The organism is Variovorax brevis (assembly GCF_030317105.1).
GTDB classification, from domain to species: domain Bacteria; phylum Pseudomonadota; class Gammaproteobacteria; order Burkholderiales; family Burkholderiaceae_C; genus Variovorax; species Variovorax brevis.
This window is the reverse complement of sequence record NZ_JASZYG010000004.1, coordinates 430,738-453,968: the sequence shown is the minus strand read 5'-3', so window position 1 is coordinate 453,968 and position 23,231 is coordinate 430,738. Positions and strand designations below refer to the sequence as shown.

Below are 23,231 nucleotides of genomic sequence, written 5' to 3'. Positions count from 1 at the left end.
CGTGTCAATGGCGGGCCATTGTGTGTGATTTGTGGGCTATATTTGAATCGGCACAAGTCCGCAAGAGGAGCACCAATGAAAGTAGCCGACATCCTGCGTGTCAAGGGGAACACCCTCTACACGATCACGCCCGATGAGCCCCTGGCCGACGCCGTGACCACGATGGCCGACAAGGACATCGGTTCGCTCGTCGTCATGGAACATGGCGACCTCGTTGGCATGCTGACCTTCCGCGAAGTCATCGTCGCCATCGTGCAGAACGGTGGGCTGGTCGGCACCACGCTCGTGCGCAAGGCCATGGACGACCATCCCGTCACCTGCACCCTCGAAACCGACCTCGACGAAATCCGCCGCATCATGCTGGAGCGCCACGCGCGCTACATGCCGGTGCTGGACAAGAAGATGCTGATGGGCGTCGTGAGCTTCTACGACGTTGCCAAGGCGGTGGTCGATAGCCAGAACTTCGAGAACAAGATGCTGAAGGCGTACATCCGCGACTGGCCTGCCGAGGAAGGCGAGCAGACCTGAGTTACTCCCCTGGTATTGGCTCCTTGGGTATTGGCTCCCTCGCCCTTCGGGGGAGAGGGCTGGGGTGAGGGGGATGGGGCTATCTACCGGCCCACCCGTATCAAAGGCCCGGTGCCCTCACCCCAACCCTCTCCCGCAAGCGGGAGAGGGAGCAGGATCTGAAGAGGGAGCACGAAGAGATCAGAGCAGTTCGACGGCCATGTGCACCGTCTCCCGCACGCGCGGATAAATCTGCTGATTCCACCGCGTGCCGCTGAACACCCCGTAGTGCCCCACGCCCGCCTGCAGGTGATGCACCTTCAGGTAGGGCCGGATGCTCGTGCACAAGTCCTGCGCCGCGACCGTCTGCCCCACGGAACAGATGTCGTCGCGCTCGCCTTCCACGGTGAGCAGCACGGTGCGCCGGATCGCCGCCGGATCCACCTTGCGATCGCCCACCGTGAGCACGCCGCGCGCCAAGTCGTAGGTCTGGAACACCCGCTCCACCGTCTCCAGGTAGAACTCCGCCGGCAGGTCATTCACCGCAAAGTACTCGTCGTAGAACTTGCGGATGATGTCGGCCTCTTCGATTTCGCCTTCCACCAGATGCTGGAAGAGCAGCTCGAACTGCTTCTTGTGCCGCTCCGGGTTCATGCTCATGAAAGCCGTGAGCTGCAGGAAGCCGGGGTACACGCGCCGCATCACGCCCGCGTGCGGCCACGGCACCCGGCTGATGAGGTTGCGCTTGAACCAGTCGATCGAGCGTTCGTTCGCCAGCTTGTTCACCGCCGTGGGGTTGATCCGGCAATCGACCGGCCCGGCCATCAGCGTCAGGCTGCGCGGCGTTGCGGGGTTGTCGTCTTCCGACATCAGCGCCGTGGCCGCCACCGCCGCGACGCAGGGCTGGCACACCGCCACCATGCTCGCGCCGGGGCCGATCGCTTCCAGGAACTCGATGAGTTGCAGCGCGTAGTCGTCCAGCCCGAAGCCGCCGTGCCACAGCGGCACGTCGCGCGCGTTGTGCCAGTCCGTCACATAGACGTCGTGATCGCGCAGTAAGGTACGCACCGTTTCGCGCAACAGCGTCGCGAAATGGCCCGAAAGTGGTGCGGCCAGAAGCACCGGCGGATGCACGGCCTTCGTCTCTTTCCGGAAATGCAGCAGGGTGCCGAAGGGCGCGACCAGGGTCGGCTCCTCGTGCACGGCCACTTCCTCGCCGTCGATGACGACGGAGCGGATGTCGTAGTCGGGCCGGGAGTGCGTGAGCCGCATGCGGGCCAGCACCTCGAAAAACGAGGCCATTCGCCGGGTCGCGGTGCGTTCGCCCTTTTCGTGCCACAGGGCACGGCTCATGTATTGAGCGGCAAGCCGCATCGGCGAAGTGGCATCCGCGGAGGATTGGTAGGCCCGATACAGCATATGAAGACAACGCAGGCAAGTTGCGGGCCAACGCACAAAAGCGAGTCAGCGGCAGGCGCACCTTTCTGGCACAGCCCTTGCACTCACCCCGATTGCCACCCGGCGTTGCCGGATCACGAAGGAGCACGCGATGGCCAAACCCGTTCTGACGATCAGCAGCAAAAACTACGGCGCCTGGGCGCTGCGCGGCTGGCTGATGTGCCGCCTCGCGGAACTGGACTTCAGCGAAAAAGTGATTCCGCCCGACGACCCGGCCATGAAGGCCGAGATGCTGCTGCTGTCATCGTCGATGCTCGTGCCTTCGCTGGAGCATGGCGGCATCAAGGTGTGGGACACCCTGGCGATTGGCGAGTATCTGAACGAAATCAAGCCCAAGGCCGGCCTGCTGCCGGCAGACGCCAAGGCCCGCGCACACTGCCGCGCCATCTGCGGCGAAATGCACTCGGGCTTCAGCTCGATGCGCAGTTCGCTGCCGATGAACATCAAGGCGCACTTCAAGAACTTCAAGGTGTGGTCGAAGGCGCAAACCGATATCGACCGCATCGTGACCATCTGGCGCGAGTGCTTTGCGGCCTACGGCGGGCCGTTTCTTTTCGGCAAGCAACCCTGCATGGCCGACGCGATGTATGCGCCGGTGGTCACGCGCTTCCTGAGCTACGACGTGGCGCTGGACAAGAACTGCGCGGCCTATTGCAAGCGCATCATGGAATTGCCGGCGATGCAGGAGTGGGTGAAGGCGGCGAAGAATGAGCCGGAGGAAATCGACGAACTCGACGCGGAGTTCTAGAAAAACGCGCTGCGCCTGACCAGAATTGAATGAATACAGTCGCGGGCGAATTACCGGTTGATGAACTCAGGAATTCAATTACGTCGACTTCAGATGCATTGAATGTCGATGCATCTAGTATCTGACAATTATTGAAAATCGTCATCCAGCGGAATATCCAAATCTCCACAGAAATTTCCGCGAAGCGTTGGAGAGACGCCAATGTCTCGCGGCTGAACTCCCTTCGATGCGGGGTGGCGCGCAGCGCGGTCACGGCCATCGGACACACAGGCGAATCCACGCCGCATCGAATGCAATTTAAGAAATCAGGCAAATAGAAGCCGGAATAGAAGAAGCGCCTTGTGAGAAATCGCCCTGCCACCTATTCAGACCACAGGAATAAATTAACAACAACCCGCGCAATGTGAATTCAATCCCCCTGACATCCATTAATTAACAGTCCAAAGACAACCATCTCCAACAAAATCTGCGCAACACAGCAGATACAGGGTTGGAAAAAATGTCTAACAAGCGAGGCGCGCGGCGCCAGCGCTCATGGGAGGGAATTGCGCCTTCACGCGCAACTTGGCAGGTCAGCGCAATGGCGGCGACCGTGCTGGCCACGGGCCTGGGCGGTGCATGGGCGCAAGGCAATCCGTCAGCCCCGAGCCCATTCGTGGAAGAGCAACGCCAGCAAGAGCGAGAGCGCGCGCTGCGCGAGCAGCAGGAAGCGCCCGTCGATGTGCGCTTGCCTTCGGCCGCGTCGGCCGCCCCCCCACGGCTGCCCGAGCAGGAAAGCCCCTGCTTTCGGATCGACAGCCTCGCGCTCATCGGCCAGCGCGCCCCATCCTTCGACTGGATCCTCGACGCCGCCGCCGGTGAAGACGGCACGGACACTCCCATTGGCCGCTGCATCGGCACGGCGGGCGTCAACATCGTCCTTGCGCGCCTGCAGCAGGCGCTCATCGCCAAGGGCTGGATCACCACCCGCGTGCTCGCCGCGCCGCAAGACCTGAGCAGCGGCAAGCTCGAACTCACGCTGGTGCCCGGTCGCATCGCGGCGATTCGCTTTGCCGAAGGAAACGAAGCCACGACCAGCCTGCGCAACGCCCTGCCGGCCCAGGCCGGCGACCTGCTCAACCTGCGCGACATCGAGCAGGGCCTTGAAAACCTCAAGCGCCTGCCCACCGCCGACGCCGACATCCAGATCGAGCCCTCGACGGCGGCCGGCGCACAACCCGGCGAAAGCGATCTCGTCATCAAGTACAGCAAGAAGTCGCCGCTGCGCACCACGCTGAGCATGGACGACAGCGGCACCGAAGCCACCGGCAAGACGCAGGCCGGCGTCACTGTTGCGTGGGACGGCCCGCTGGGCCTCAACGACATTGCCTATTTCAGCCTGAACCACGACGCCTTCAACCACGGCGGCCAAGGCACGCAGGGCTATCGGTCAGATCATGCATTGAGAGCCGGCTGCACAACCTGCTGAGCAACTCGACTACCGGTCGCTCGCGGCGCCTGGGTCGCACACAGCAGCGGCAATGAGGCGACGACTGTCGTTCTGTCCCCGGTGCGTTTCCAGGGCACGTCAGCAAGGTCTCCGGCAAAGCCCCGAGTTGGCCGGTGCCATCGCCACCAACGTCAATCTGGCCTCGATGTCCGGCGCGGTACTCGCAGCGCCCGAGGGCGACGTCATCCACAAAGTGGCCATGCGGCGCAAATCAGTATCGCTGCTGATGCTGCCGCCAACGCGGCTGCAAACGACGGACTCAAGCACTTCGCGGAAAGAGCGTTGAGAAAGTTGGCGGACCGGTTGACGTCAATGTAACCCTAGCCACTGGTTGAACGGCAGCAACTGATCAGGGACTATCTGGACTATGCCGCAGTGCGCGGCGGGTTGACTGGTCGAAATCGCGGCGTTGGGTGTGATGTACGCGACCAACGAAGCCTTGTTCCCCACTTCCGTTCTGGCCGCGGCGCCTGTTGGCAAGGCGGTGAAGAAGGCCGGCGGCGAGGCGAAAGACGCGGCAAGATCGGAGCTGCCGAGTTGAAGGGCGCCAGGCGTATTGCTGATTCGGCAGCATCTGAGGCGGCAGCCCAATTTGAAAAAGGCCTCGTAAGATCGCCAACTGGTGAGCTGGTGGCGCTCGTCAAAGAGGAGGGTAGGGCGATTGCGCTTCAAAGGGAATGGAGCAATGCGTTAAAAGCGATGGAAAATTCTATTGATTTTTCTGGCGGTCATGATTTGAGGTTGAAATGATTGAATGGAATAAACTAATTGAGCGAGGTGTTCCGTCAATATCTCGAGGCGCACTCCTGAAATTTCCAGCGAAATACCCATTTGAGGCATACGTTGTAATGATGCTTTGCGAGGGCCCTCAGAATTCAAGTGAACGGTGCCTTGTCACCATTACTGGACATAAAGCAGGAATTAACTGCTATTTGGTTTTTCCTTCTGAGGCAACCACTTCGGATTGCTACGTTTCGACGGCATGGTTAATTGAAAACTGGAATAAATGGGTGTGGTCGGATGGAGATGTCGCTGATGTCTGTATATGCGACGGGCTCAGTGCTCAGGACCTCTGAGCACTGGCGAAAAACGATCGATTAGCAATCTCCGCTGGCAGCCTGAGCAACCAACAGCGTGCGACATCACACTGCAAGCGGAGCGCAACCTCACCATCGAGAGCGCGCACAACACTGCCACCGAGTCGGGCGCCCAGTCCAGCAGCAAGTCCGGATGATCGGCATTTGGTAGAACCCGTCGCTTGGCAACGTCAGAACTTCCCGGTCAACGCCAGCGGCATCACCCAAACCGGCAGCCAGGTCGCCAGCCTGGACGGGCAACGTTAACCTGATGGCGGGCATCCAGTACCGCCAGACGGGCCGGGCGAGGTCGTGCCGTGCGACCAACTGCGCAGCCGCGCAATGAATGCGGGAGTATCAATAGGAGGTTAAGAGGACGCGCCCGGCGTGAACCGGCTCAGGTCCAGCACAGCCGAATTTCCAAGCCACATCGCATGCGCCGTGTGGTCCGCGTAGTCGTCGCCCGTCAGCCCGTGCACCAGCACGTCCAACCCATCGCGATGCGCTTCGAGCCACGCGATCACCTGATCGAACATGGCGGCGTCGAAGGCCATCTGGAAGCTCCAATGCGGGTGCGGCCCCACGGGCTTTTCATGAAAACGCCCGATGCTCGCGGGCAGTTGTTCGCCCGCCGCTTCCCTCAGCTTGCGCGCCTGGTCGGCCGTATCGGGGCCGAAATAGACGTGGGCATGGTATTGGGCGTAGAGATTTTCGGGGCGTCTTGTCATGGGGCGGATTGTGGCGCAGCAGCTGGAATATCCGCCTTGCGGGCCGGGGCATGCAAGCCCGCGCCGACTGCTGCATACTGTACGAAAATACAGTATCTGAAAAGAACCCCTCCATGCCCGGCGACGTGCGCATTCCCCTCCATGCCATCAAGGGCCGCGGCGCCGCCACGCGCCTGGCGCACCGCTTCGAGCGCGACACGCGCGCCGACTTCGACGACGGCTGGGGCACGCTGGAAGAAGGCGAGGCCGAGGCCGAAGGCCTGGCGCCGCTGCAAACCGAAGTGCGATTCGAAGACGTCAAGTCCGTGCTCAGCAGCAACGATTCGCCCGACATTCCCTTCGACCGCTCGCTCAATCCCTACAGGGGCTGCGAGCATGGCTGCATCTATTGCTTCGCGCGTCCGACGCACAGCTACCTCAACCTCTCGCCGGGCCTCGACTTCGAGACCAAGCTCATCGCCAAGCGCAACGTCGCAGAGGTGCTGCGCGAAGAGCTTGGCAGGAGGAACTACCGCCCGAGCCAGATCGCCATCGGCACGGCCACTGACTGCTACCAACCCATCGAGCGCGAATTGCGCCTCACGCGTTCGGTCATCGAGGTGCTGAAGGAGGCGCGCCATCCCTTTGCCCTGGTCACCAAGTCCAGCGCCGTCGAGCTCGACCTCGACCTCATCGCCCCCATGGCGGCGCAGAAGCTCGCCGCGGTCTACGTCACCGTCACCACGCTTGACGGCGACGTGGCGCGCAAGCTGGAACCGCGCGCCGCTGCGCCGCATCGGCGCCTTCGCACCATTCGTACTTTGGCCGAAGCCGGCGTGCCGGTGGGCGTGAGCGTGGCGCCGCAGATTCCCTTCGTTACCGAAGACATGGAACAGGTGCTCCAAGCCGCGTGGGACGCCGGTGCGCGCTGCGCCTTCTACACGGTGATTCGCCTGCCGTGGGAAGTGGCGCCGCTGTTCAAGCAGTGGCTCGAACTGCACTACCCCCAGCGGGCCGATCGCATCATGGCCCGCATCCGCGAAATGCGGGGCGGCAAGGACTACGACGCGGACTTCGCCACGCGCATGAAAGGCAGCGGCTTGTGGGCCGACCTCATCAAGCAGCGATTCGAAAAGGCAACGCAGCGCATCGGCTTCAACCGCGAGCGCATCGCGATGGACCTCAACGCGTTTCGGCCACCCGGCTCATCGGGGCAGGGCAGCCTGTTTTAGCCGCGGCGTCGGTTGCAGGGTCGCCGCACCAGTCGCCGCCCAGCGCCTTCACCAGGAACACCGAAATGAGCAGGCGCTGGCCCAGCAACTGCGCCGCTTGCCGCTCGGTGTTCAGCACCGCTTGCTGCGCCGTGATGACATCGAGGTAAGTCGCCGCGCCGCCCTCATAGCGGTTGCTGGCCATGTCGAGTACGCGCCGCGATGCCGCGACCGCAGCCAGCGACTGCCTGAAGGCGCGGTCGAGCGACGAGACGCCGGTGATGCCGTCCTGCACTTCCTGCATCGCGGTGAGCACCACGCGACGGTAGTTGGACACGGTCGCGTCGTAGCCGGCCTGCGCAAAGTCGACGTTGGCGCGGATGCGTCCACCGTCGAACAGCACCTGCGTGGCCGACACGCCCAACGACCACAGCAAGCTGGGCGCATCGAACAGCGTCGAGATGTTGTTGCTGTCCACGCCAACGATGGGTATCAGCGAAATGCTGGGATAGAAGGCCGCTTTCGCCACGCCGATCTGCGCATTGGCGGCTGCCATGGCCCGCTCCGCCGAGGCCACGTCGGGCCGGCGTTCCAGCACATCCGATGGCACGCCCAGCGGAATGGGCGGGGGCTCGATGGGCTTCAGGTCGGGCGCCAGCTCGAAGTTCGGTGCCGGCGTGCCGATGAGCGTGGCGATGGCGTGCTCGTATTGCGAGCGGGTTTTCTTGAGCACGTCCACCTGCGTGAGCGTGTTGTCCAGCAGCGCTTGCTGCTGCGCCACGTCCAGGCCCGACACGGCGCCCAGGTCGTGGCGGGCGGTCACGAATTCCAGCGCGCGCTGTTGCAGCGTGATGGATCGCGAGACCACGTCCAGTTCGATGTCGACCGCGCGCATGTTGAAGTAGGTCGACGCGAGATCGGCGGTGATCAGCAGCCGCGTGTTTTCAAGGTCTGCGGCTGATTGCTGTGCCGATGCCGTCGCCCCTTCGACGGTGCGGCGCACGCGGCCCGCCAAGTCGATCTCGTAGCTGGCCATCAGCTGCAGCATGAAGTCGCTTTGCACCGTCGACTGGTTGGCCACCGCGTAGTTGGTCAGCGGGCGGTTGGCCGAGATGTCGAGGCGCGAGGCGCGGCCGCCGACGCTCACCTGCGGATACAGCAAGGACTGGCTGCCGGCCAGCGAGGCACGCGCCTGCGTCAGCCGCGCGTTCGCGATGGCCAGCGTGGCGTTGTTGGTGAGGGCCTGTTGCACCAGGCCGTCCAGCCGCGTATCGCCGAAGCGTTGCCACCAGGCGCCTTTGTCGGCGGCGTCTTGCGGCGTGCTTTCGCGCCACGGCGCTTCCAGTTTCCAGCTCACCGGCAGATCGGCGGCGGGCGTCTTGTAATCGGGGCCGACGGCGCAGGCGGTGAGCACCGCACAAGCAAGCACGCCCAGCACCGCGCCCAGGCGCATCACGCGGCTTCCTTCGCGACCGCGACCTGATCGCCGTCGGCGAGCGAGTCGGAGGGATTGAGCACGACGCGGTCCGTCGCGGCGATGCCGTCGAGCAATTCCACGGTCTCGCCGTAGTTGCGCCCGATGGTCACGGTCTTCAGGCTCACGCGGCCGCCCGCGTCCACCACCGCCACGCGCGTGCCTTCGGCGCGGAAGATCAGCGCATTGGCCGGCACGGTGAGCGACTTTGCCGCTTCCAGCGGCAATGAGACCTGCACGTAGGCGCCGGGCATCAGCGTACCGTCCGGATTGGGCAGCGCGACTTCGACCTGCATCATGCGCGTCGTGGTGTCGATGGCACCGGAGGTGCGCGCCACTTCGCCGCGGAAGGACTGGCCGCGCAGTTCGCTCTGCGTCACGACCACCGGCTGGCCCGGCTTGACCAGTTGCGCATAAGCCTGCGGCACGTTGATGTAGACGCGCAGCGGATCGGTCTGCGCCAGCGTGAAGAGGGCGCGGCCACCGTTGCCGGAGCCCGCATCGATCAGGTCGCCCACGTCCACGTTGCGCCGCGTGATGACGCCCGCAAAAGGCGCAACGACGCGCTTGAAGCCTTCGGTCTGCTTCAGGCGCTGCACGTTGGCATCCGCGGCGGCGAGGTTGGCGGTGGCAGACGCCACGGCGCTGCGCCGTTCGTCCAGTTCCTGCTGCGAGACCACGTCTTTCTTGCGCAGCGCTTCCCAGCGCACGACGGTGCTGCGCGCGAGTTCGAGCCCCGCGGCGGCTTGCTGGCGCGCGGCGACGGCTTGCGACAGTTGCTGGTCGATTTCCGGTGTCTCGATTTCCGCCAGAAGTTCGCCTTTTTTCACGCGGGCGCCGATGTCCTTGGTCCAGCGCGCCAGGTAGCCGCTGGCGCGCGCCGAGATGGGCGACTGCACGAAGCCCTGCAAGGTGCCCGGCAAGGCGAGCGTCTGCCCCGCGGTGGGTGTTTGCGGCGTGGCGACCTTGACGTATTGCGTGGCGCGCTCGGTGGTGCCGGCTTCCAGCGCCTTGGCATTGGCAAGGCGAACGAACACCGTGCGCGCCGTGCCGATGGCCAGCAGCAACAGCACGATGACGACGGCAATGCGCGCGCGCCGCACGATCTGGCGGCGGCGCAGCAGCTCGTGGTGCGCGCCCGCCTCCTCGGTGGCGGCGATCGGACGGATGCCCAGGGCCGTATGGCGTTGCGACATGGCTTTCAACTCTCCTGGGGATGGGCGCCGATGGGTTCGGAAGATGCGGCTTCACGCGCGGCGCGACGATGCGCCATGCGGCTGTGGATGCCGGCGTAAACGGCCGGCACGAAAAGCAGGGTCGACACCGTCGCGAAGATCAGCCCGCCGATCACGGCGCGCCCCAACGGTGCATTTTGCTCCGCGCCTTCGCCCAGGCCGAGCGCCATGGGAATCATGCCGATGATCATCGCCAGTGCCGTCATGAGCACGGGCCGGATGCGCGTGGCGCCTGCTTCGAGCGCGGCCGACAGCGGCGGCGTGCCGGCCTGCAATCGCTCGCGCGCAAAGGACACCAGCAAGATGCTGTTGGCGGTGGCCACGCCCATCGTCATGATGGCGCCGGTCAATGCAGGCACGCTCAGCGTCGTGCCGGTGAGGAAGAGCATCCACGCAATGCCGGCCAACGCGGCCGGCAGCGCGGTGATGATGATCGCGGCGTCCAGCCATGACTGGAAGGTGACCACGATCAGCAAATACACCAGCACGATCGCCATCGCCAGGCCCACGCCCAGCCCGATGAAGGACGACTGCATGGTCTGCACCTGCCCGCGAATCGTGACCTGGCTGCCGCGCGAGAGCTTGGGCTTGATGGCTTCCACCTGTTCGTTCACCTTGGCGGCCACGCTTGCGAGGTCGGTGCCCTGCACGCTCACGTAGACGTCGATCACCGGCGTGATGTTGTAGCGCGATGCCACTTGCGGCAGCCGCGCCGGCCCGGCTTCCACCAGGTTGCCCAGCAACTGCGGTGCGGTGCCGGAAGCCGCGCTGCCGCCACCTGCACCCACCGGAATGTTGAGCAGCGCATCCAGCGAATCAACTTTGTATTGCGGCGACTGCACGGCGATGTTGTAGACCACGCCGTTCTGCGGATTGAGCCAGAAGGCCGGCTGCGTCTGCGAACTGCCCGAGAGGGCGATGAGCACGTTCTGCCCCACGTTCTGCGCCGAGAGGCCGAGCTGCTGCAGCCGCGTGCGGTCCATCTGCAGGCTGAGCGTGGGCGCATCCAGCCGCTGGTGCACGTGCACGTCGACCGCGCCCGGAATCTTGCGCAGTTCCTTGACCAGTTCGGCCGCGCGCGCCGCGTTGGCCTGCACGTCGTTGCCGCTGAACTGCACGTCGATGGCGGCCGGCAAGCCGAAGTTCAGGATCTGCGTGACGATGTCGGCGGGCTGGAAGAAGAACTCCACGCCGGGAAAGCGCTTGGGCAACTCGGCGCGCAGGAGCGAGACCAGTTCGTCGGTCGGTCGGTGTCCGTCTTTCAGCGACATCAGGATCTCGCCATCGAGCGTGCCGATGGTGCCGGCGTTGCTGTACGACAGGTTGATGCCGCTGTTGGGCACGCCAAGGTTGTCCAGGATGGTCTCGAGCTGGTCCTTGGGAATCAGTTCGCGAATGGCGACTTCCACCGCGTCGGCCAGGCGCGCCGTTTCCTCGATGCGTGTGCCGGTGGGCGCGCGCATGTGCAGGCGGATCTGGCCCGAATCCACGCTCGGGAAGAAGTCGCGGCCCAGCGCCGGATACAGCAAACAAGACAGCACGCAGAAGCCCAGGAACATCGCGATGAACGGACCGCGCCTGGACAGGATGGCCGAGAGCACCAGCGTGTAGGCCCGGCGCACGCGCTCGAACTGGCGGTCGAAGGCGCGATAGAGGCGTTGCAGCGCGCCGGGCTTCGTGTTGGCTGCGTTGGCTTCATGCACGCCGCCCATCAGCAGCATGACCAGCGTGGGCACCAGCGTGCGCGAGAGGATGTACGACGCCAACATGGCGAACACCACCGCCTCGGCCAGCGGCACGAACAGGAAGCGCGCCACGCCCGACAAAAAGAACATCGGCACGAACACGATGCAGATGCACAACGTCGACACAAATGCTGCCGCGCCGATCTCGCCCGCGCCGACCATGATGGCCTCGTTCAGCTCGGTGCCCATGTGCAGGTGCCGCTCGATGTTCTCGATGGTCACGATCGCTTGGTCCACCAATATGCCGACCGAGAGCGCGAGGCCGCCGAGCGTCATGAGGTTGAGCGTTTCCCCCAGCGAATAGAGCACCAGCACCGACGCCAGGATCGACAGCGGAATCGTCAGCCCGATGATGAGCGTGCTGCGCCAGTTGCCCAGGAACAGCAGCACCATCGCGGCCGTCAGCGCCGCGGCGAGGATGGCCTCGAACACCACACCCTTGACGGCAGCCTTGACGAACAGCGACTGGTCGAAGAGGGGCGTGATCTTGATGTCCTGCGGCATGCCTTGCGCCGCCACGGGGAGCAGGGCGCGCAGGTTGGAGACGATGTCCAGCGTCGATGCGCCGCCGTTCTTGAGCACCGACAGCAGCACGCCGCGCACGCCGTCCTGCCGCACGATGTTGGTCTGCGGCGAGAAGCCGTCGCGCACGTAGGCCACGTCGCGCAGGTAGGTGGTGGCGCCGTTGGTGGTGCGCACCGGCAAATCGTTCAGGCCGCTCAGCACGTCGGGCGAGCCGTTCATGCGCACGTTGTATTCCGTCTCGCCGAACTTGGCCGTGCCTGAAGGAAGGATCAGGTTCTGCGCATTGACCGCGTTCACCACATCGGCCGGCGACAGGCCGCGCGCCTGCATGGCCTGCGTGTCGAGGTCGACGGAAATCAGCCGGTTCTTGCCGCCGTAGGGAAAGGGCACGGCCGCGCCGGGAATGGTGATGAGCTGCGGGCGCAGCTGGTTCACGGCTGAATCAAACAGCGAGTTCTCTGCCCGCGTCGGGCTCGACAGTGCCAGCTGGATCACCGGAATGCTGGACGCCGAATACTTGATGACCAGCGGCGGCGTGATGCCCGGCGGCAACTGCCGCACCTGCGTTTGCATCGAGGCCACCACCTGCGCCAAGGCCGTCTCGATGTTTGCGTTCGGCTGGAAGAACACCTTGATGACCGAGATGCCCGCCAGCGACTGCGACTCGATGTGCTCGATGTCGCTCACCGTGGTCGTCAGCCCGCGCTCGCTCTGGCCGGAAATGCGCTGCCCCATTTCCTGCGCGGGCAGGCCGCCGTAGTTCCAGATGATGCTGATCACCGGAATGTTGATTTCCGGAAATATGTCGGTCGCCATGCGCATGAGCACGAACGGCGTCGCCAGGACGATCAGCATCGCCATGACGATGAACGTGTACGGGCGCTTCAACGCCACCGAGACCATGGACACGAATTGTTACCTTCTGTGTAAGGGCGCCATCATAAGGAGTGAAGCTTTGGCAAATGGTTCGCGCGCGGGGAGCTTTACTTTTCTTCGTCAAAGCGTCGCGTGGCGGCTGCGCTCGTGGTGGTGGCGCATGCATGTTTTGCGCCTGAATTGCTGCATCAGGCGCGTCGAGGGGCTTGTCTCTTTTTGCGGGACGCGGGTGCGCCTGATCGAAGCGCCACCTCGAAGGCACGGGCTCCCCAACGCGCGGCTTCGTCCCGGTCTTCGAAGACTTCCTCGGGTGCCTGGCGGTACGAGGTGGGCGTCGGCTTGCCGGCGCGCAGGTAGGTGAAAGGCGGAAGCTGGCGCTCGTCGAAATGCGACGCCGTCTGCGCATCGGACTTGAGGTAGAGCGTGTCTTTGGAGACCAGCGCGAACATGCGGCCATCAAGAAAGAGGCCATGGCCGCCGAACATGCGCTTGACCTCGATGCGGCCCATTTTCTCGAACACCTCCGGCAGGCTCGCGGCGAACTGGCTCATGGGTCGGCTCAGCGCTTCAGGAGGATGTTGGCGTGATGGGCCAGATGATCGGCCATGAAGCTCTGGATGAAGTAGTAGCCGTGGTCATAGCCCTCGTGGCGTCGCAGTTGCAGCGGCTGGCCGACTGCGCGGCAGGCGGCCTCGAGGCGCTCGGGGTGCAGCTCCTGCGCCAGGAATTTGTCCGCCATGCCTTGGTCGACGAGGATGCCATCGGGGTAGGGCGCCGCGGTTTGCGATTGCATGAGCGCTGACGCGTCGTGTGCCAGCCACAAGGCGCGGTCGCTTCCCAGGTAGCCGGTGAATGCCTTCTCACCCCACGGGCACTGCGTGGGCGCGCAAATGGGCGCGAAAGCCGAGAGCGAACGAAAGCGTCCCGGGTGACGCAGCGCGAGCGTGAGCGCGCCGTGGCCGCCCATCGAATGGCCAAAGACACCGATGCGGCGTGCGTCGATGGGCAGCCGTTTCGTGAGCGAGGGCAGCAGCTCGTTCATGAGCCAGCTTTCGGTACGCCAATGTGCGGCCCACGGCGCTTCGGTCGCGTCGAGATAGAAGGCGGCGCCGATGCCGAAGTCCCAGCTGGCGGTGGCACCCGGAAGGCTTTCGGCTGCATGGCCGCGCGGGCTGGTGTCGGGCGCGATGAGGGCGATGCCCAGTTCGGCCGCCAGGCGTTGGGCGCCGGCCTTCACCATGAAGGTCTCTTCGTTGCACGTCAGGCCGGCGAGGTACAGGAGCGCCGGCACCGGCCCGCGCTGCGCCTGCGGCGGCAGGAACACCGAAAAGCGCATCGGCAAGCCGATCTCGCTGGAGGCATGCTCGTGGAATCGCATCACGCCGCCGAAGCAGCGGTGTTCGGAAAGGGTCTGGATGGCGTGCGTCATGTCTTGAGGCGGGCCACGAGTTCGGCGACGGCGTCGGCGAAGACTTGCGGCTTTTCCTGCGGCAGATTGTGGCCGGCGCCGGGAATGACCCTGTGCTGGTGCGGCCCGGTGAACTTGCGGGCATGTCCTGCCGTGCCGCCGACGGGCATCACGCCGTCGTCGGCGCCGTCGAAGGTGATGGCGGGGACGGTGATCGGTGGCTGTTCGGCCAGTCGCTTTTCAATATGCGAGTGAGCCGGATCGCCGGCCACCAGCCCGTAGCGGTGGCGGTAGGAATGGATCACGACGTCGATGAAGTCCGGGTTGTCGAAGGCGGCGGCGGTGCGCTCGAAGGTCGCGTCGTCGAAGACCCATGTCGGCGACCACATGCGCCACAGCAACTTGCCCAGCGCGCGCCGGTTCTGCGTGAGCCCGGCGCGGCCGCGTTCGCCGTGGAAGTAATAGTCGTACCAGTGGCGCGCTTCGTTTTCTGGCGCGGCGGGTTGGTGCGAGAGCGCGATGTTCTGGATGTTGTAGCTGTTCTGTGACACCAGGCCCGCACACCGATCGGGCCAGAGCGCCGCCACCACGCAGCAAGCCCGGCCGCCCCAGTCGTAGCCGGCCAGCACGGCGCGTGGAATCGACAGGGCGTCCAGCAACGCGAGGAGGTCGGCTGCCAACGCGGCCTGCTCGCCGGAGCGCGGCGTGCGTTCGTCCAAAAAGCGTGTGCCGCCGTAGCCGCGCAGAAAAGGAACGATCACGCGGCAGCCCTGGGCAGCCAGCAGCGGGGCGACTTCGGCGTACGCATGCACGTCGAAAGGAAAGCCGTGCATCAGCAGCACGGCAGGTCCGTCGGCTGGGCCGCTTTCAAAGCAGGCGACATCGAGCGCCCCCGCTTCGATCCGCCGCAACTCACCCAGTGATTCCATGGCATCTCCTTGGTCAGTGGCGGCCATCATTCCAGAAACGCCGTGCCGACCGGTGGCTGATGTCAAGCTGGCGACTTGCCAGCGCCGCGAAGGAGCCGCCCGGTCGCATCAGGCATCGCGCTCATCCAGGGCCAGCGCGCAGACATCTTCCTCGCTCATTTGGCGCCCCTGCGCGATCAGTCTCTCGAGGGTGGCCTCGTCCATCCGGCTTGCGAGCAGTGCAAGGGCGCGCGCATGCACCGCAACGCTGGAAGGGCTGGCCCGACCGAGCCGGTGCGTTGATTTGTCGAGGAAGCCCACCAGGCGTGCAGCGCTCGCGTAGCGTTGCTCCAGCAGTGCCAGCCGGACGGCCAGACCAGAGAAGTCGTCGAAGGCTTCCCATTCGGCACTTCGGCAGCAGTCGAAGAACTCCGCCAGCGCCGCGCGTGCCTGTCTTGCATCTCCCGCCGTCAGCAACGCCAGCGCCAGATAACCCAGCGAGACGATGAGCAATCCGCCCCGCAAGCGTTCGCGTGCCACAAGATCGCGGCAGCGGGACACGGCCGCCTCCACATTGCCAAGCATGAGGTCCGACCTCAGAACGAAACCTTCGAACACGGCGGCAAAGCGATCGGCGCCGGCCAGCTTCGCGAGTGAGAGCCCCGCCCCGGCTGCGGCCTGGAAGGCGGCGCCATCGTTCGCGTACATGAACACGTTGCTCCGCGCGAACTCGAGGTACATCCGCAGGCGGGGCGGCCATTGCGGATCATGGAGAGCGGCGATCTCGTCGAGCATCTTTCGGCAATCCTCCGGGGGTGCGATGCCCGTGGATGCGCGATAGCACAGCGAAAGATAGAGGCCGCGCGCATCGCCGGTCTGCCGAAAGAGCTCAACCGCCTTGCTTGCACATTCGTGCATCACGCCATACGCCGAATATGCGAGGGACTGGGTTCTTCCGAACCAGAACTCGGCGAGAACAGCGGGGTCGACGCCAGGCGGCAGATGGGCTGCCAGCTCGGCGCTGCGGCGGCGGTGCTCGTGCGACAGCCCCATCGTGCGCAAGGAGCGCGTCGAGCTGCCCATCAGCGCCACCGCCAGTGGCGGGTCGTGCCGCATGCTCCATTCGATGGCTGCGCGCATGTTGTCGAGCTCCGGCGCGCAAAAAGCAAGCCAGGCGGCGTCGCTGGTGACCCAGGCACTCTCGCTGCGGCGTTGAAGGATCTGCAGCATTGCCTTTGCATGGTGGTGCTGCGTTTCCTGCAACTGGCCACTGGTGCGCAATTGGTCCAGGGCGTATTCCCGAGCGCTTTCAAGCAATTGGTATCGCGGAGGATCGCCGCGATCGACAACGACAAAGGACCGGTCCACCAACTCGGCAAGAGCATCGACGAGCGCCGTCTCATCAGCCGCCAGGCTGGCTTCTTCCAGCCGTGTGAGCGCGCAGGCGAATTCCAGCGTGAAGCCGCCGACGAATACGCCCAGCGTCCTGAACACGGCCTGTTCGCTCGCGTTCAGGAGCCCGTAGCTCCAGTCGAGCGCGGCGCGCAGCGTCTGCTGGCGTGGCGGTGCGTTGCGGCTGCCTCCGCCAAGCACGCGCAGCCGCTCGGTCAGTTGCGAGGCCAGTCCGGCCAGGCCGAACAGCGGCATTCGCGCAGCGGCGAGCTTGAGGGCGAGCGGGATGCCGTCCAGCCGGCGGCATACGTCGATCACGGTGTCGACGTTGTCTTCGGTGAGCGCGAAGTGGTGGTTCGCGGCCTGGGCCTGGTCGATGAACAAGGCCACCGCACCATAGCGTGCCGCCGCGCTGCTCGTCGTTCGTGCTTCGGGGACTGCCAGCGCGCCCAGCCGGAACATGTGCTCGCCTTCGCACTTGAGCGCGGCCTGGCTGGTCACGAGCAGGTGAATCTCCGGCGCTGCGTGGATCAATGATTCGGCGAATGGCGCCACGACGTCGAGCAGGTGTTCCGCGTTGTCGAGCACCAGCAGCATTCGCCGCGGCTTCAGGCCCGCCAGCAGCGAGGGAAGCGGGGCGTCGCCGCGCCCCACCGGCAGGCCGACGGCGCGCGCCACCGTCGCGTACAGCAGGGCGGGATTGCTGATGGGGGCCAGCTCGATCCACGCGGCCCCATCCCCATGGGTCGCCTGCGCCGCATGGGCGGCCCACAGCGCCAGAGAGGTCTTGCCGATACCGCCTGCGCCGAGCACGGTCACGAGGCGGTGTTGCGCCAGAAGATGTTCGAGCACAGCCAGGTCGTCATCACGACCAATGAGTGGCGGGTGAGGCGTGGGCAGCGTTGAAAGAGGCCTTGTGCCTTCCTGCGCCGCGGATGCGGCCCCTTTTTCGGGCGTGTCTTGCAGCGCGCGGAAGGTGCGAAGCGGTGTCGCAATGTTCTTGAAGACCTGTTCGCCCATGTCTTCAAACGCGGCGCGGAGCCGGGGCGAGACCGCGCCCTGAACTGCTTGTGAAATCGCGATGCCTCCCGGCTGCGCGAGTTCCTGGAGCCGTGCGGCAATGTTGACCCCGTCGCCGTAGACGGTGCCGTCTTCCTTTTCGAGCACGTCACCCAGGTGGATGCCGATGCGAAACAGCATCCGGCAATGTTCAGGCACCGCTTTGGACTGCCCTGTGATGTCCCGTTGGACCGCCATCGCCGCGCTCACTGCATCGATCGCGCTTTCAAACGCAGCCAGCACCGAATCACCCGCGGTGTCGATCAACCGGCCGCTGTGCGAATGGATGTGCGACGCGAAGACTTGGCGCGCCGAATCCAGTGCCCTCAGGCTGCCAACGTCGTCTGCCGCCATCAGGCGCGAATATCCCGCCGCGTCCGCAGCCAGGATGACCAGGAGTCGATGCCTGACGCCGCCGTCCTGCATGTGCCAGCTTGCCTGAAGGCAATCCTCGTTCGAGCCTGCCCCATTGTCGATCCGGACGGCGACCAGCGGAACTCGCCGGTGTTACGGATTGAGCGACCTGAACGCCTCCACTTCAATGCCCAGCTTGCGCACCTTGTCATAGAGCGTCTGGCGCGCAATGCCGAGCGCCTGCGCCGTTGCGGGCTGGTCGCCCTGATGCTTGCGCAGCGCCTCGGCAATCACGGCGCGCTCGAAGGATTCGACCTGCTGCGGCAGGCTGCGCGGGAGGTCCGGCGCGGCCTCGACGCCGCCGCGCACCTGCGTGAGGCGCTCACCCAGCAAACCCAGCACGAAGCGGTCGGCCACGTTGCGCAGTTCGCGCACGTTGCCGGGCCAGGCGTAGGCCATCAGGTCGGCGAGCTGCGCGCTGCTGAGGATCGGCGCAGGACGCTCGTAGCGCGTGGCCGCCAGCAGCGTGAAATGTTCGAAAAGCAGCGGAATGTCCTCGCGGCGTTCACGCAGCGGCGGCAGTTCCACGAAGGCGACGCCGATGCGGTAGTACAGGTCGGCCCTGAACTTCTGCTGGTCGCTCAGCGCCTTCAGGTCGTCCTTGCTCGCTGCCACGACGCGGCAGTCGAATGCGATGGGCTTGTTCGAGCCGATGCGCTCGATGTTGCGCTCCTGCAAGGCACGCAGCAGCTTGATCTGCACCGCCATCGGCATGCTTTCGATCTCGTCCAGGAAGAGCGTGCCGCCATTGGCGTATTCGAACTTTCCGACCCGCACCTTGTTGGCGCTGGTGAAGGCGCCGGGCTCGTGGCCGAACAGCTCGCTTTCCGCCAGCGCCTCGGGCAGGCCGCCGCAATTGAGCGGCACGAAGTGATGCCGGCGGCGGTCGCTGTAGTCATGAAGGCAGCGCGCGACGAGTTCCTTGCCGGTGCCGGTCTCGCCGTAGATCAGCACGTCGGCAGAGGTTTCCGCCAGCGTCTTGACCGTGCGGCGCACCTGCTGCATCTGCGCAGAGCGGCCGATGAGCACGGACTGGATGCCCTGCCAGCTCTCCAGCGCCGTGCGCAGGGCGCGCACCTGCAGCATCAATTGCCGGCGCTCGATCGCATGGCGCACGACGGCTATCAGGCGCTCGGAGTTGAAGGGCTTCTCGATGAAGTCATAGGCGCCTTCGCGCATGGCCTGCACCGCCATGGCGATGTGGCCATGGCCCGTGACGAGGATCACGGGCAATTCGGCGTCCACACCGCGCAACTCGTGCAGCCATTCGGTGCCGCTGACACCGGGCAGTCGAACATCGCAGACCACGACGGCGGGCACGCCGAAGCTGATCTGCGCCCGCGCGCGCTCCACGCTCGCAAAGGATTCGACTTCGAACCCGGCAAGGCTCAGCGCCTGCGCGGTGCTCAGGCGCACGTCCTCGTCGTCATCGACCAGCAGGACCCGGATGGCAGCAGCTTCACTCACTCGATGGCTCCTTGTACCTGTGCAGTGGCGGCGGGCAAGTCGATCACGAAACACGCACCGCCCACTTGTTGCTCGACCGGACGCAAGGTGCCGCCCATGGCGCGCACCAATTGTGACGAGATCACCAGGCCCAGCCCCAGCCCCGACCCGGCCGTCTTGCTCGTCACGAAGGGCTCGAACAGGCGGGGCAGCACGTCGGCGTGAATTCCCGGCCCGGTATCGCTGACAGTGACGATGACGCGCCCATCATGCGCCTCGCCCGCAAGTCGCAACACACGAAGCGGCGACTCGTGCATGGCCTCGATGGCATTCTTCATCAGGTTGGCCAGCACGCTGACCAACGCCGCTTCCTCGCCCATGACGGAGAGCGTGGGCGGTTGCAACTCGACCTCGATCGTGACGCCGTGCTTCTTCGTGGCCTCGGCCACGATGACCTGCGCGTCATCGATGGTGCGCGCGAGCTGCACCGGCACGCTGGCCAGCTCGCTCTTGTGCGCAAAGGTCTTGAGTTGCTGGGTCAGGCGCGCGAGGCGGTCCACCATGTTGCGGATGCGCTGGAGGTTGCCTTGCACATCGTCCAGGCGATTGTGTTCGAGCAACTTGCTGGCGCTCTCGGACAGCGTGCGCATAGCCGTCAGCGGCTGGTTCAATTCGTGCACCACGCCAGCGGACATTTGGCCCAGCGCCGCCATCTTGCCGGCGTGCACCAGTTCGCCCTGCGCGGCGCGCAACTGAGCCGTGCGCGCGATCACGGTGGATTCGAGGTTGTCGTGCGCCGCTTGCAGCGCCGCCTGGTTCGCGAGCTTTTGCCGCTCGGCGCGGCGGCGTTGCCTCAGGGTCAACACCACCAACAGCAGCACGGCCATCGCCAGACTGGCGGTGATGGCGGCATTGCGTGCCGACACGCGCAGCGGTGCCATGGCATCGAGCACCACCAGTTGCCACGGTGCGCTGCGCAGTGAGCGCATCGACGCCAGCTGGTCGATGCCGGCCAGGGAGATGAGATGGACGTCGCGCGACAGCGCTTGCGACTGCTTCCACTGCAACGGCTCGAGGCCGGCCTCGCCATAGGGCCGCGAACGCTGCACTTCAACGCGCTGCACGGCATCCAGCGCCTGCAGCGGGCGGAACTTGATGTCCGAGCGCGTTGAAAGAATCACCACGCCGCGCTGGTCAATCAGCACCACGTCTCCCGGCAGGTTGCGCCACGCGCGCTCGGCTTCTTCGAGGTTGACCTTGACTGCCACTACGCCACGCGAGGGCTGGTCGCCGCGCAACGCATAGGAGAGGTAATAGCCCGGCTTGCGGCTGGTGATGCCGATGCCGTAGAAGCGGCCCCGGCCCTGGTTCAGCGCATCGATGACATAGGGCCGGAACGACAGGTCCTGGCCCACCGTGGTCTCAGGGCGGTTCCAGTCGGACGCGGCGAGCGATGTGCCGCCGGCATCCAGCACGTAGAGCATCTCTGCGCCCACTGTCGCGTTGACGCCCTGCAGATAGCGGTTGGCGGCATCCCGAAGCTGCGTGTCGGCTGGCGCGCTGAGCAACTCGGGCACGACGGGCGTCATTTCGAGCAGCGCGGGCAGGTAGTCGAAGCGGGTGAGTTCGGCATCGAGCCCGGTGGCCAGCATGTCCAGGCGATGCTCTGCCGCTTCTTGCAGGCGCGCCAAGCCGGCATGCATCGCGGCCTGGTGGCCGGCAAACGCCGCCGCGGCCACCAGCACCAGTGCAACAGACCAGCGCAACAAGGCTCGCCATCGGCGTCTTCTCCTGGAGGCAAGGTCCATGTGCGGCGCCGGCTCCCGTGATGTCATGCGCCCGTTATTGCACAAGGCCGGGCCCGCCGCATCGGTGCGAGCCCGGTGGCGCCATCAGCCGGATCAAGCGACCGGTGCGGCCCTGTTGGTGTCATCGGGCGCAGGAAGCGCCTCTCCGATCCACGTGCTTGCCTGCATCAGCGTGTCGCCGCAGCGACCGGCATGTGCGCTTCCGTGGCGTCGAGCACCATCTCTGGCTCGTCCGCTCCGGCAGACGTCTCGCCATTGAGCTGCTGCGTCATGCGCGCCGTGTCCAGGTCGCCGGTCCATTTGGCGACGACGATGGTGGCCACGCCGTTGCCGATCAGGTTCGTGAGCGCCCGCGCTTCCGACATGAAGCGGTCGATGCCCAGGATCAGCGCGAGCCCCGCCACCGGCACATGGCCCACGGCGGACAACGTCGCGGCCAGCACGATGAAGCCGCTGCCGGTCACGCCGGCTGCGCCCTTGGAGGTGAGCAGCAGCACCAGCAGCAGGGTGAGCTGCTGGGTCAGCGTCATGTCGGTGTTGGTGGCCTGCGCAATGAACACCGCCGCCATCGTCAGGTAGATGGACGTGCCGTCGAGGTTGAAGGAATAGCCCGTAGGAACCACCAAGCCCACGACGGACTTACGGGCGCCCAGGTTCTCCAGCTTGGCCATCATGCGCGGCAGCACCGATTCGCTCGACGAGGTGCCCAGCACGATCAGCAGTTCTTCCTTGATGTACTTGATGAACTTCCAGATCGAGAAGCCGTGCGCCCTCGCAATGCCCCCGAGCACGACGAAGATGAACAGCAGGCAGGTGGCGTAGAAGGTCGCCATCAGCTGGCCGAGTTGCAGCAGCGAGCTCACGCCGTACTTGCCGATGGTGAAAGCCATCGCTCCGAAGGCACCGATGGGCGCCACCTTCATGATGTAGCCGACGATGACGAAGAGCACGTGCGAGCCCTTTTCGATCACGTCGAACACCAGCGTGCCGCGGCCGCCGAACTTGTGCAACGCAAAGCCGAACATCACGGCGATCAGCAGCACCTGCAATATCTCGCCCTTGGCGAAGGCATCGACGACGGTGTTGGGGATCACGTTGAGCAGGAAGTCCGTCGTGCTCTGCATCTTGCCCGGCCCGGTGTAGGCCGCGATGCCCTTGGTGTCGAGCTGGCTCACGTCCACGTTCATGCCGGCGCCCGGCCGCACGATGTTGATGATGATCAGGCCCACGATGAGGGCGATGCTGCTCACGATCTCGAAGTACAGCAGCGCCAGGCCGCCGGTCTTGCCGACCTTCTTCATGTCCTCCATGCCGGCGATGCCGACCACCACCGTGCAGAAAATGATCGGCGCAATGATCATCTTGATGAGCTTGATGAAGCCGTCGCCCAGCGGCTTCATCGCCGCGCCGGTGTCAGGATAGAAATGCCCCAGCAACACGCCGATGACGATCGCCGTGATGACCTGGAAGTACAGGGACTTGTAGATGGGCTTGGATACGGGTTGGTGGTCCACGGGATATGTCTCCTTGTCATGGCGAACAGCGCATCGGACGACGCGGGCGTCTTTCTGGAGAGCAATCGATATGCCATGCCGTGCGAGCCGTAGCGGGCGCGCCAAGTCATTGATTCCAAAGGGATTTCACCTGCCGCATCGCAGGCGTCTTGCCGACGGTCCGGGCTTTGGCAAATGGGGCCGTCCGGTTCACCGTGTCGCCGTCCCCGCGTAAACCCTTAGGCCTGCGCT

19 protein-coding genes are annotated in these 23,231 nt (G+C 65.0%); 7 read left to right on the top strand and 12 right to left on the bottom strand.

Annotated elements, in window-relative coordinates; genetic code table 11:
• Positions 1 to 75: 75 nt before the first annotated feature.
• Positions 76 to 528, top strand: coding sequence for a CBS domain-containing protein (locus QTI66_RS14975; protein ID WP_286560571.1), 453 nt, complete (start codon positions 76 to 78; stop codon positions 526 to 528).
• A gap of 180 nt (positions 529 to 708) precedes the next feature.
• On the opposite strand, the gene QTI66_RS14970 is transcribed toward QTI66_RS14975, so the two are convergent.
• On the bottom strand, positions 709 to 1,926 hold the full coding sequence (locus QTI66_RS14970) for a polyhydroxyalkanoate depolymerase (RefSeq protein ID WP_286560570.1): 1,218 nt from the start codon (positions 1,924 to 1,926) through the stop codon (positions 709 to 711).
• 130 nt (positions 1,927 to 2,056) lie between these two features.
• Here QTI66_RS14970 and QTI66_RS14965 point away from each other — a divergent pair, with 130 nt between their 5' ends.
• From QTI66_RS14965 to imm45, 5 genes are all read left to right on the top strand, one after another.
• Complete coding sequence (locus QTI66_RS14965) at positions 2,057 to 2,713, top strand: glutathione S-transferase (protein ID WP_286560569.1); 657 nt, start codon at positions 2,057 to 2,059, stop codon at positions 2,711 to 2,713.
• A gap of 499 nt (positions 2,714 to 3,212) precedes the next feature.
• Positions 3,213 to 4,181 (top strand): ShlB/FhaC/HecB family hemolysin secretion/activation protein, encoded by a 969-nt coding sequence (locus QTI66_RS14960; RefSeq protein ID WP_353506196.1) that lies wholly within the window; start codon positions 3,213 to 3,215, stop codon positions 4,179 to 4,181.
• Positions 4,182 to 4,308: 127 nt separating this feature from the next.
• Positions 4,309 to 4,488, top strand: a complete 180-nt coding sequence (locus tag QTI66_RS14955; protein ID WP_286560567.1) for a hypothetical protein — start codon at positions 4,309 to 4,311, stop codon at positions 4,486 to 4,488.
• A gap of 251 nt (positions 4,489 to 4,739) precedes the next feature.
• Positions 4,740 to 4,952: a hypothetical protein gene (locus tag QTI66_RS14950; RefSeq protein ID WP_286560566.1), complete on the top strand. Its 213-nt coding sequence runs from the start codon at positions 4,740 to 4,742 to the stop codon at positions 4,950 to 4,952.
• Positions 4,949 to 5,278 (top strand): Imm45 family immunity protein, encoded by a 330-nt coding sequence (imm45, locus tag QTI66_RS39570; protein ID WP_353506195.1) that lies wholly within the window; start codon positions 4,949 to 4,951, stop codon positions 5,276 to 5,278. The genes QTI66_RS14950 and imm45 overlap by 4 nt, the downstream gene beginning before the upstream one ends.
• Before the next feature lie 368 nt (positions 5,279 to 5,646).
• Here the strand turns inward: imm45 and QTI66_RS14945 are convergent, their stop codons facing one another.
• Positions 5,647 to 6,006: a DOPA 4,5-dioxygenase family protein gene (locus tag QTI66_RS14945; RefSeq protein WP_286560564.1), complete on the bottom strand. Its 360-nt coding sequence runs from the start codon at positions 6,004 to 6,006 to the stop codon at positions 5,647 to 5,649.
• Between the two features lie 113 nt (positions 6,007 to 6,119).
• Between QTI66_RS14945 and QTI66_RS14940 the strand changes: the two genes are divergently transcribed.
• On the top strand, positions 6,120 to 7,217 hold the full coding sequence (locus tag QTI66_RS14940) for a PA0069 family radical SAM protein (protein ID WP_286560563.1): 1,098 nt from the start codon (positions 6,120 to 6,122) through the stop codon (positions 7,215 to 7,217).
• Here the strand turns inward: QTI66_RS14940 and QTI66_RS14935 are convergent.
• The 10 genes from QTI66_RS14935 to QTI66_RS14890 form a co-directional block, all read right to left on the bottom strand.
• Positions 7,168 to 8,649 (bottom strand): efflux transporter outer membrane subunit, encoded by a 1,482-nt coding sequence (locus tag QTI66_RS14935; RefSeq protein ID WP_286560562.1) that lies wholly within the window; start codon positions 8,647 to 8,649, stop codon positions 7,168 to 7,170. The two genes, QTI66_RS14940 and QTI66_RS14935, sit on opposite strands and share 50 nt — an antisense overlap.
• Positions 8,649 to 9,866 carry an efflux RND transporter periplasmic adaptor subunit gene (locus QTI66_RS14930; RefSeq protein ID WP_286560561.1) on the bottom strand — a complete coding sequence of 406 codons (1,218 nt, stop codon included), beginning with the start codon at positions 9,864 to 9,866 and terminating at the stop codon, positions 8,649 to 8,651. Before QTI66_RS14930 ends, QTI66_RS14935 begins: the two co-directional genes overlap by 1 nt.
• A 5-nt stretch (positions 9,867 to 9,871) precedes the next feature.
• On the bottom strand, positions 9,872 to 13,084 hold the full coding sequence (locus QTI66_RS14925; protein ID WP_286560560.1) for an efflux RND transporter permease subunit: 3,213 nt from the start codon (positions 13,082 to 13,084) through the stop codon (positions 9,872 to 9,874).
• Between the two features lie 155 nt (positions 13,085 to 13,239).
• A complete protein-coding gene (locus QTI66_RS14920; RefSeq protein ID WP_286560559.1) occupies positions 13,240 to 13,602 on the bottom strand; it encodes a TfoX/Sxy family protein in 363 nt (120 codons plus the stop codon).
• Between the two features lie 8 nt (positions 13,603 to 13,610).
• Positions 13,611 to 14,480: an S-formylglutathione hydrolase gene (fghA, locus tag QTI66_RS14915; protein WP_286560558.1), complete on the bottom strand. Its 870-nt coding sequence runs from the start codon at positions 14,478 to 14,480 to the stop codon at positions 13,611 to 13,613.
• Positions 14,477 to 15,388: an alpha/beta fold hydrolase gene (locus QTI66_RS14910; protein WP_286560557.1), complete on the bottom strand. Its 912-nt coding sequence runs from the start codon at positions 15,386 to 15,388 to the stop codon at positions 14,477 to 14,479. Before QTI66_RS14910 ends, fghA begins: the two co-directional genes overlap by 4 nt.
• Before the next feature lie 108 nt (positions 15,389 to 15,496).
• Positions 15,497 to 18,244: an adenylate/guanylate cyclase domain-containing protein gene (locus tag QTI66_RS14905; RefSeq protein WP_286560556.1), complete on the bottom strand. Its 2,748-nt coding sequence runs from the start codon at positions 18,242 to 18,244 to the stop codon at positions 15,497 to 15,499.
• An 81-nt stretch (positions 18,245 to 18,325) separates the two neighbouring features.
• Positions 18,326 to 19,699, bottom strand: a complete 1,374-nt coding sequence (locus QTI66_RS14900) for a sigma-54-dependent transcriptional regulator (protein ID WP_286560555.1) — start codon at positions 19,697 to 19,699, stop codon at positions 18,326 to 18,328.
• Positions 19,696 to 21,444 carry a sensor histidine kinase gene (locus tag QTI66_RS14895; RefSeq protein WP_286560554.1) on the bottom strand — a complete coding sequence of 583 codons (1,749 nt, stop codon included), beginning with the start codon at positions 21,442 to 21,444 and terminating at the stop codon, positions 19,696 to 19,698. Before QTI66_RS14895 ends, QTI66_RS14900 begins: the two co-directional genes overlap by 4 nt.
• Before the next feature lie 209 nt (positions 21,445 to 21,653).
• Positions 21,654 to 23,000 carry a dicarboxylate/amino acid:cation symporter gene (locus tag QTI66_RS14890; RefSeq protein WP_286560552.1) on the bottom strand — a complete coding sequence of 449 codons (1,347 nt, stop codon included), beginning with the start codon at positions 22,998 to 23,000 and terminating at the stop codon, positions 21,654 to 21,656.
• Positions 23,001 to 23,231: the final 231 nt, after the last annotated feature.

What these genes read in the sequence shown, in the direction of transcription:
- QTI66_RS14930 (WP_286560561.1), bottom strand. Translation starts at nt 9,866, where the DNA reads ATGTCGCAACGCCATACGGCCCTGGGCATCCGTCCGATCGCCGCCACC.
- QTI66_RS14920 (WP_286560559.1), bottom strand. Translation starts at nt 13,602, where the DNA reads ATGAGCCAGTTCGCCGCGAGCCTGCCGGAGGTGTTCGAGAAAATGGGC.
- QTI66_RS14905 (WP_286560556.1), bottom strand. Translation starts at nt 18,244, where the DNA reads ATGCAGGACGGCGGCGTCAGGCATCGACTCCTGGTCATCCTGGCTGCG.
- QTI66_RS14970 (WP_286560570.1), bottom strand. Translation starts at nt 1,926, where the DNA reads ATGCTGTATCGGGCCTACCAATCCTCCGCGGATGCCACTTCGCCGATG.
- QTI66_RS14940 (WP_286560563.1), top strand. Translation starts at nt 6,120, where the DNA reads ATGCCCGGCGACGTGCGCATTCCCCTCCATGCCATCAAGGGCCGCGGC.
- QTI66_RS14945 (WP_286560564.1), bottom strand. Translation starts at nt 6,006, where the DNA reads ATGACAAGACGCCCCGAAAATCTCTACGCCCAATACCATGCCCACGTC.
- QTI66_RS14975 (WP_286560571.1), top strand. Translation starts at nt 76, where the DNA reads ATGAAAGTAGCCGACATCCTGCGTGTCAAGGGGAACACCCTCTACACG.
- fghA (WP_286560558.1), bottom strand. Translation starts at nt 14,480, where the DNA reads ATGACGCACGCCATCCAGACCCTTTCCGAACACCGCTGCTTCGGCGGC.
- QTI66_RS14960 (WP_353506196.1), top strand. Translation starts at nt 3,213, where the DNA reads ATGTCTAACAAGCGAGGCGCGCGGCGCCAGCGCTCATGGGAGGGAATT.
- QTI66_RS14935 (WP_286560562.1), bottom strand. Translation starts at nt 8,649, where the DNA reads ATGCGCCTGGGCGCGGTGCTGGGCGTGCTTGCTTGTGCGGTGCTCACC.
- imm45 (WP_353506195.1), top strand. Translation starts at nt 4,949, where the DNA reads ATGATTGAATGGAATAAACTAATTGAGCGAGGTGTTCCGTCAATATCT.
- QTI66_RS14910 (WP_286560557.1), bottom strand. Translation starts at nt 15,388, where the DNA reads ATGGAATCACTGGGTGAGTTGCGGCGGATCGAAGCGGGGGCGCTCGAT.
- QTI66_RS14965 (WP_286560569.1), top strand. Translation starts at nt 2,057, where the DNA reads ATGGCCAAACCCGTTCTGACGATCAGCAGCAAAAACTACGGCGCCTGG.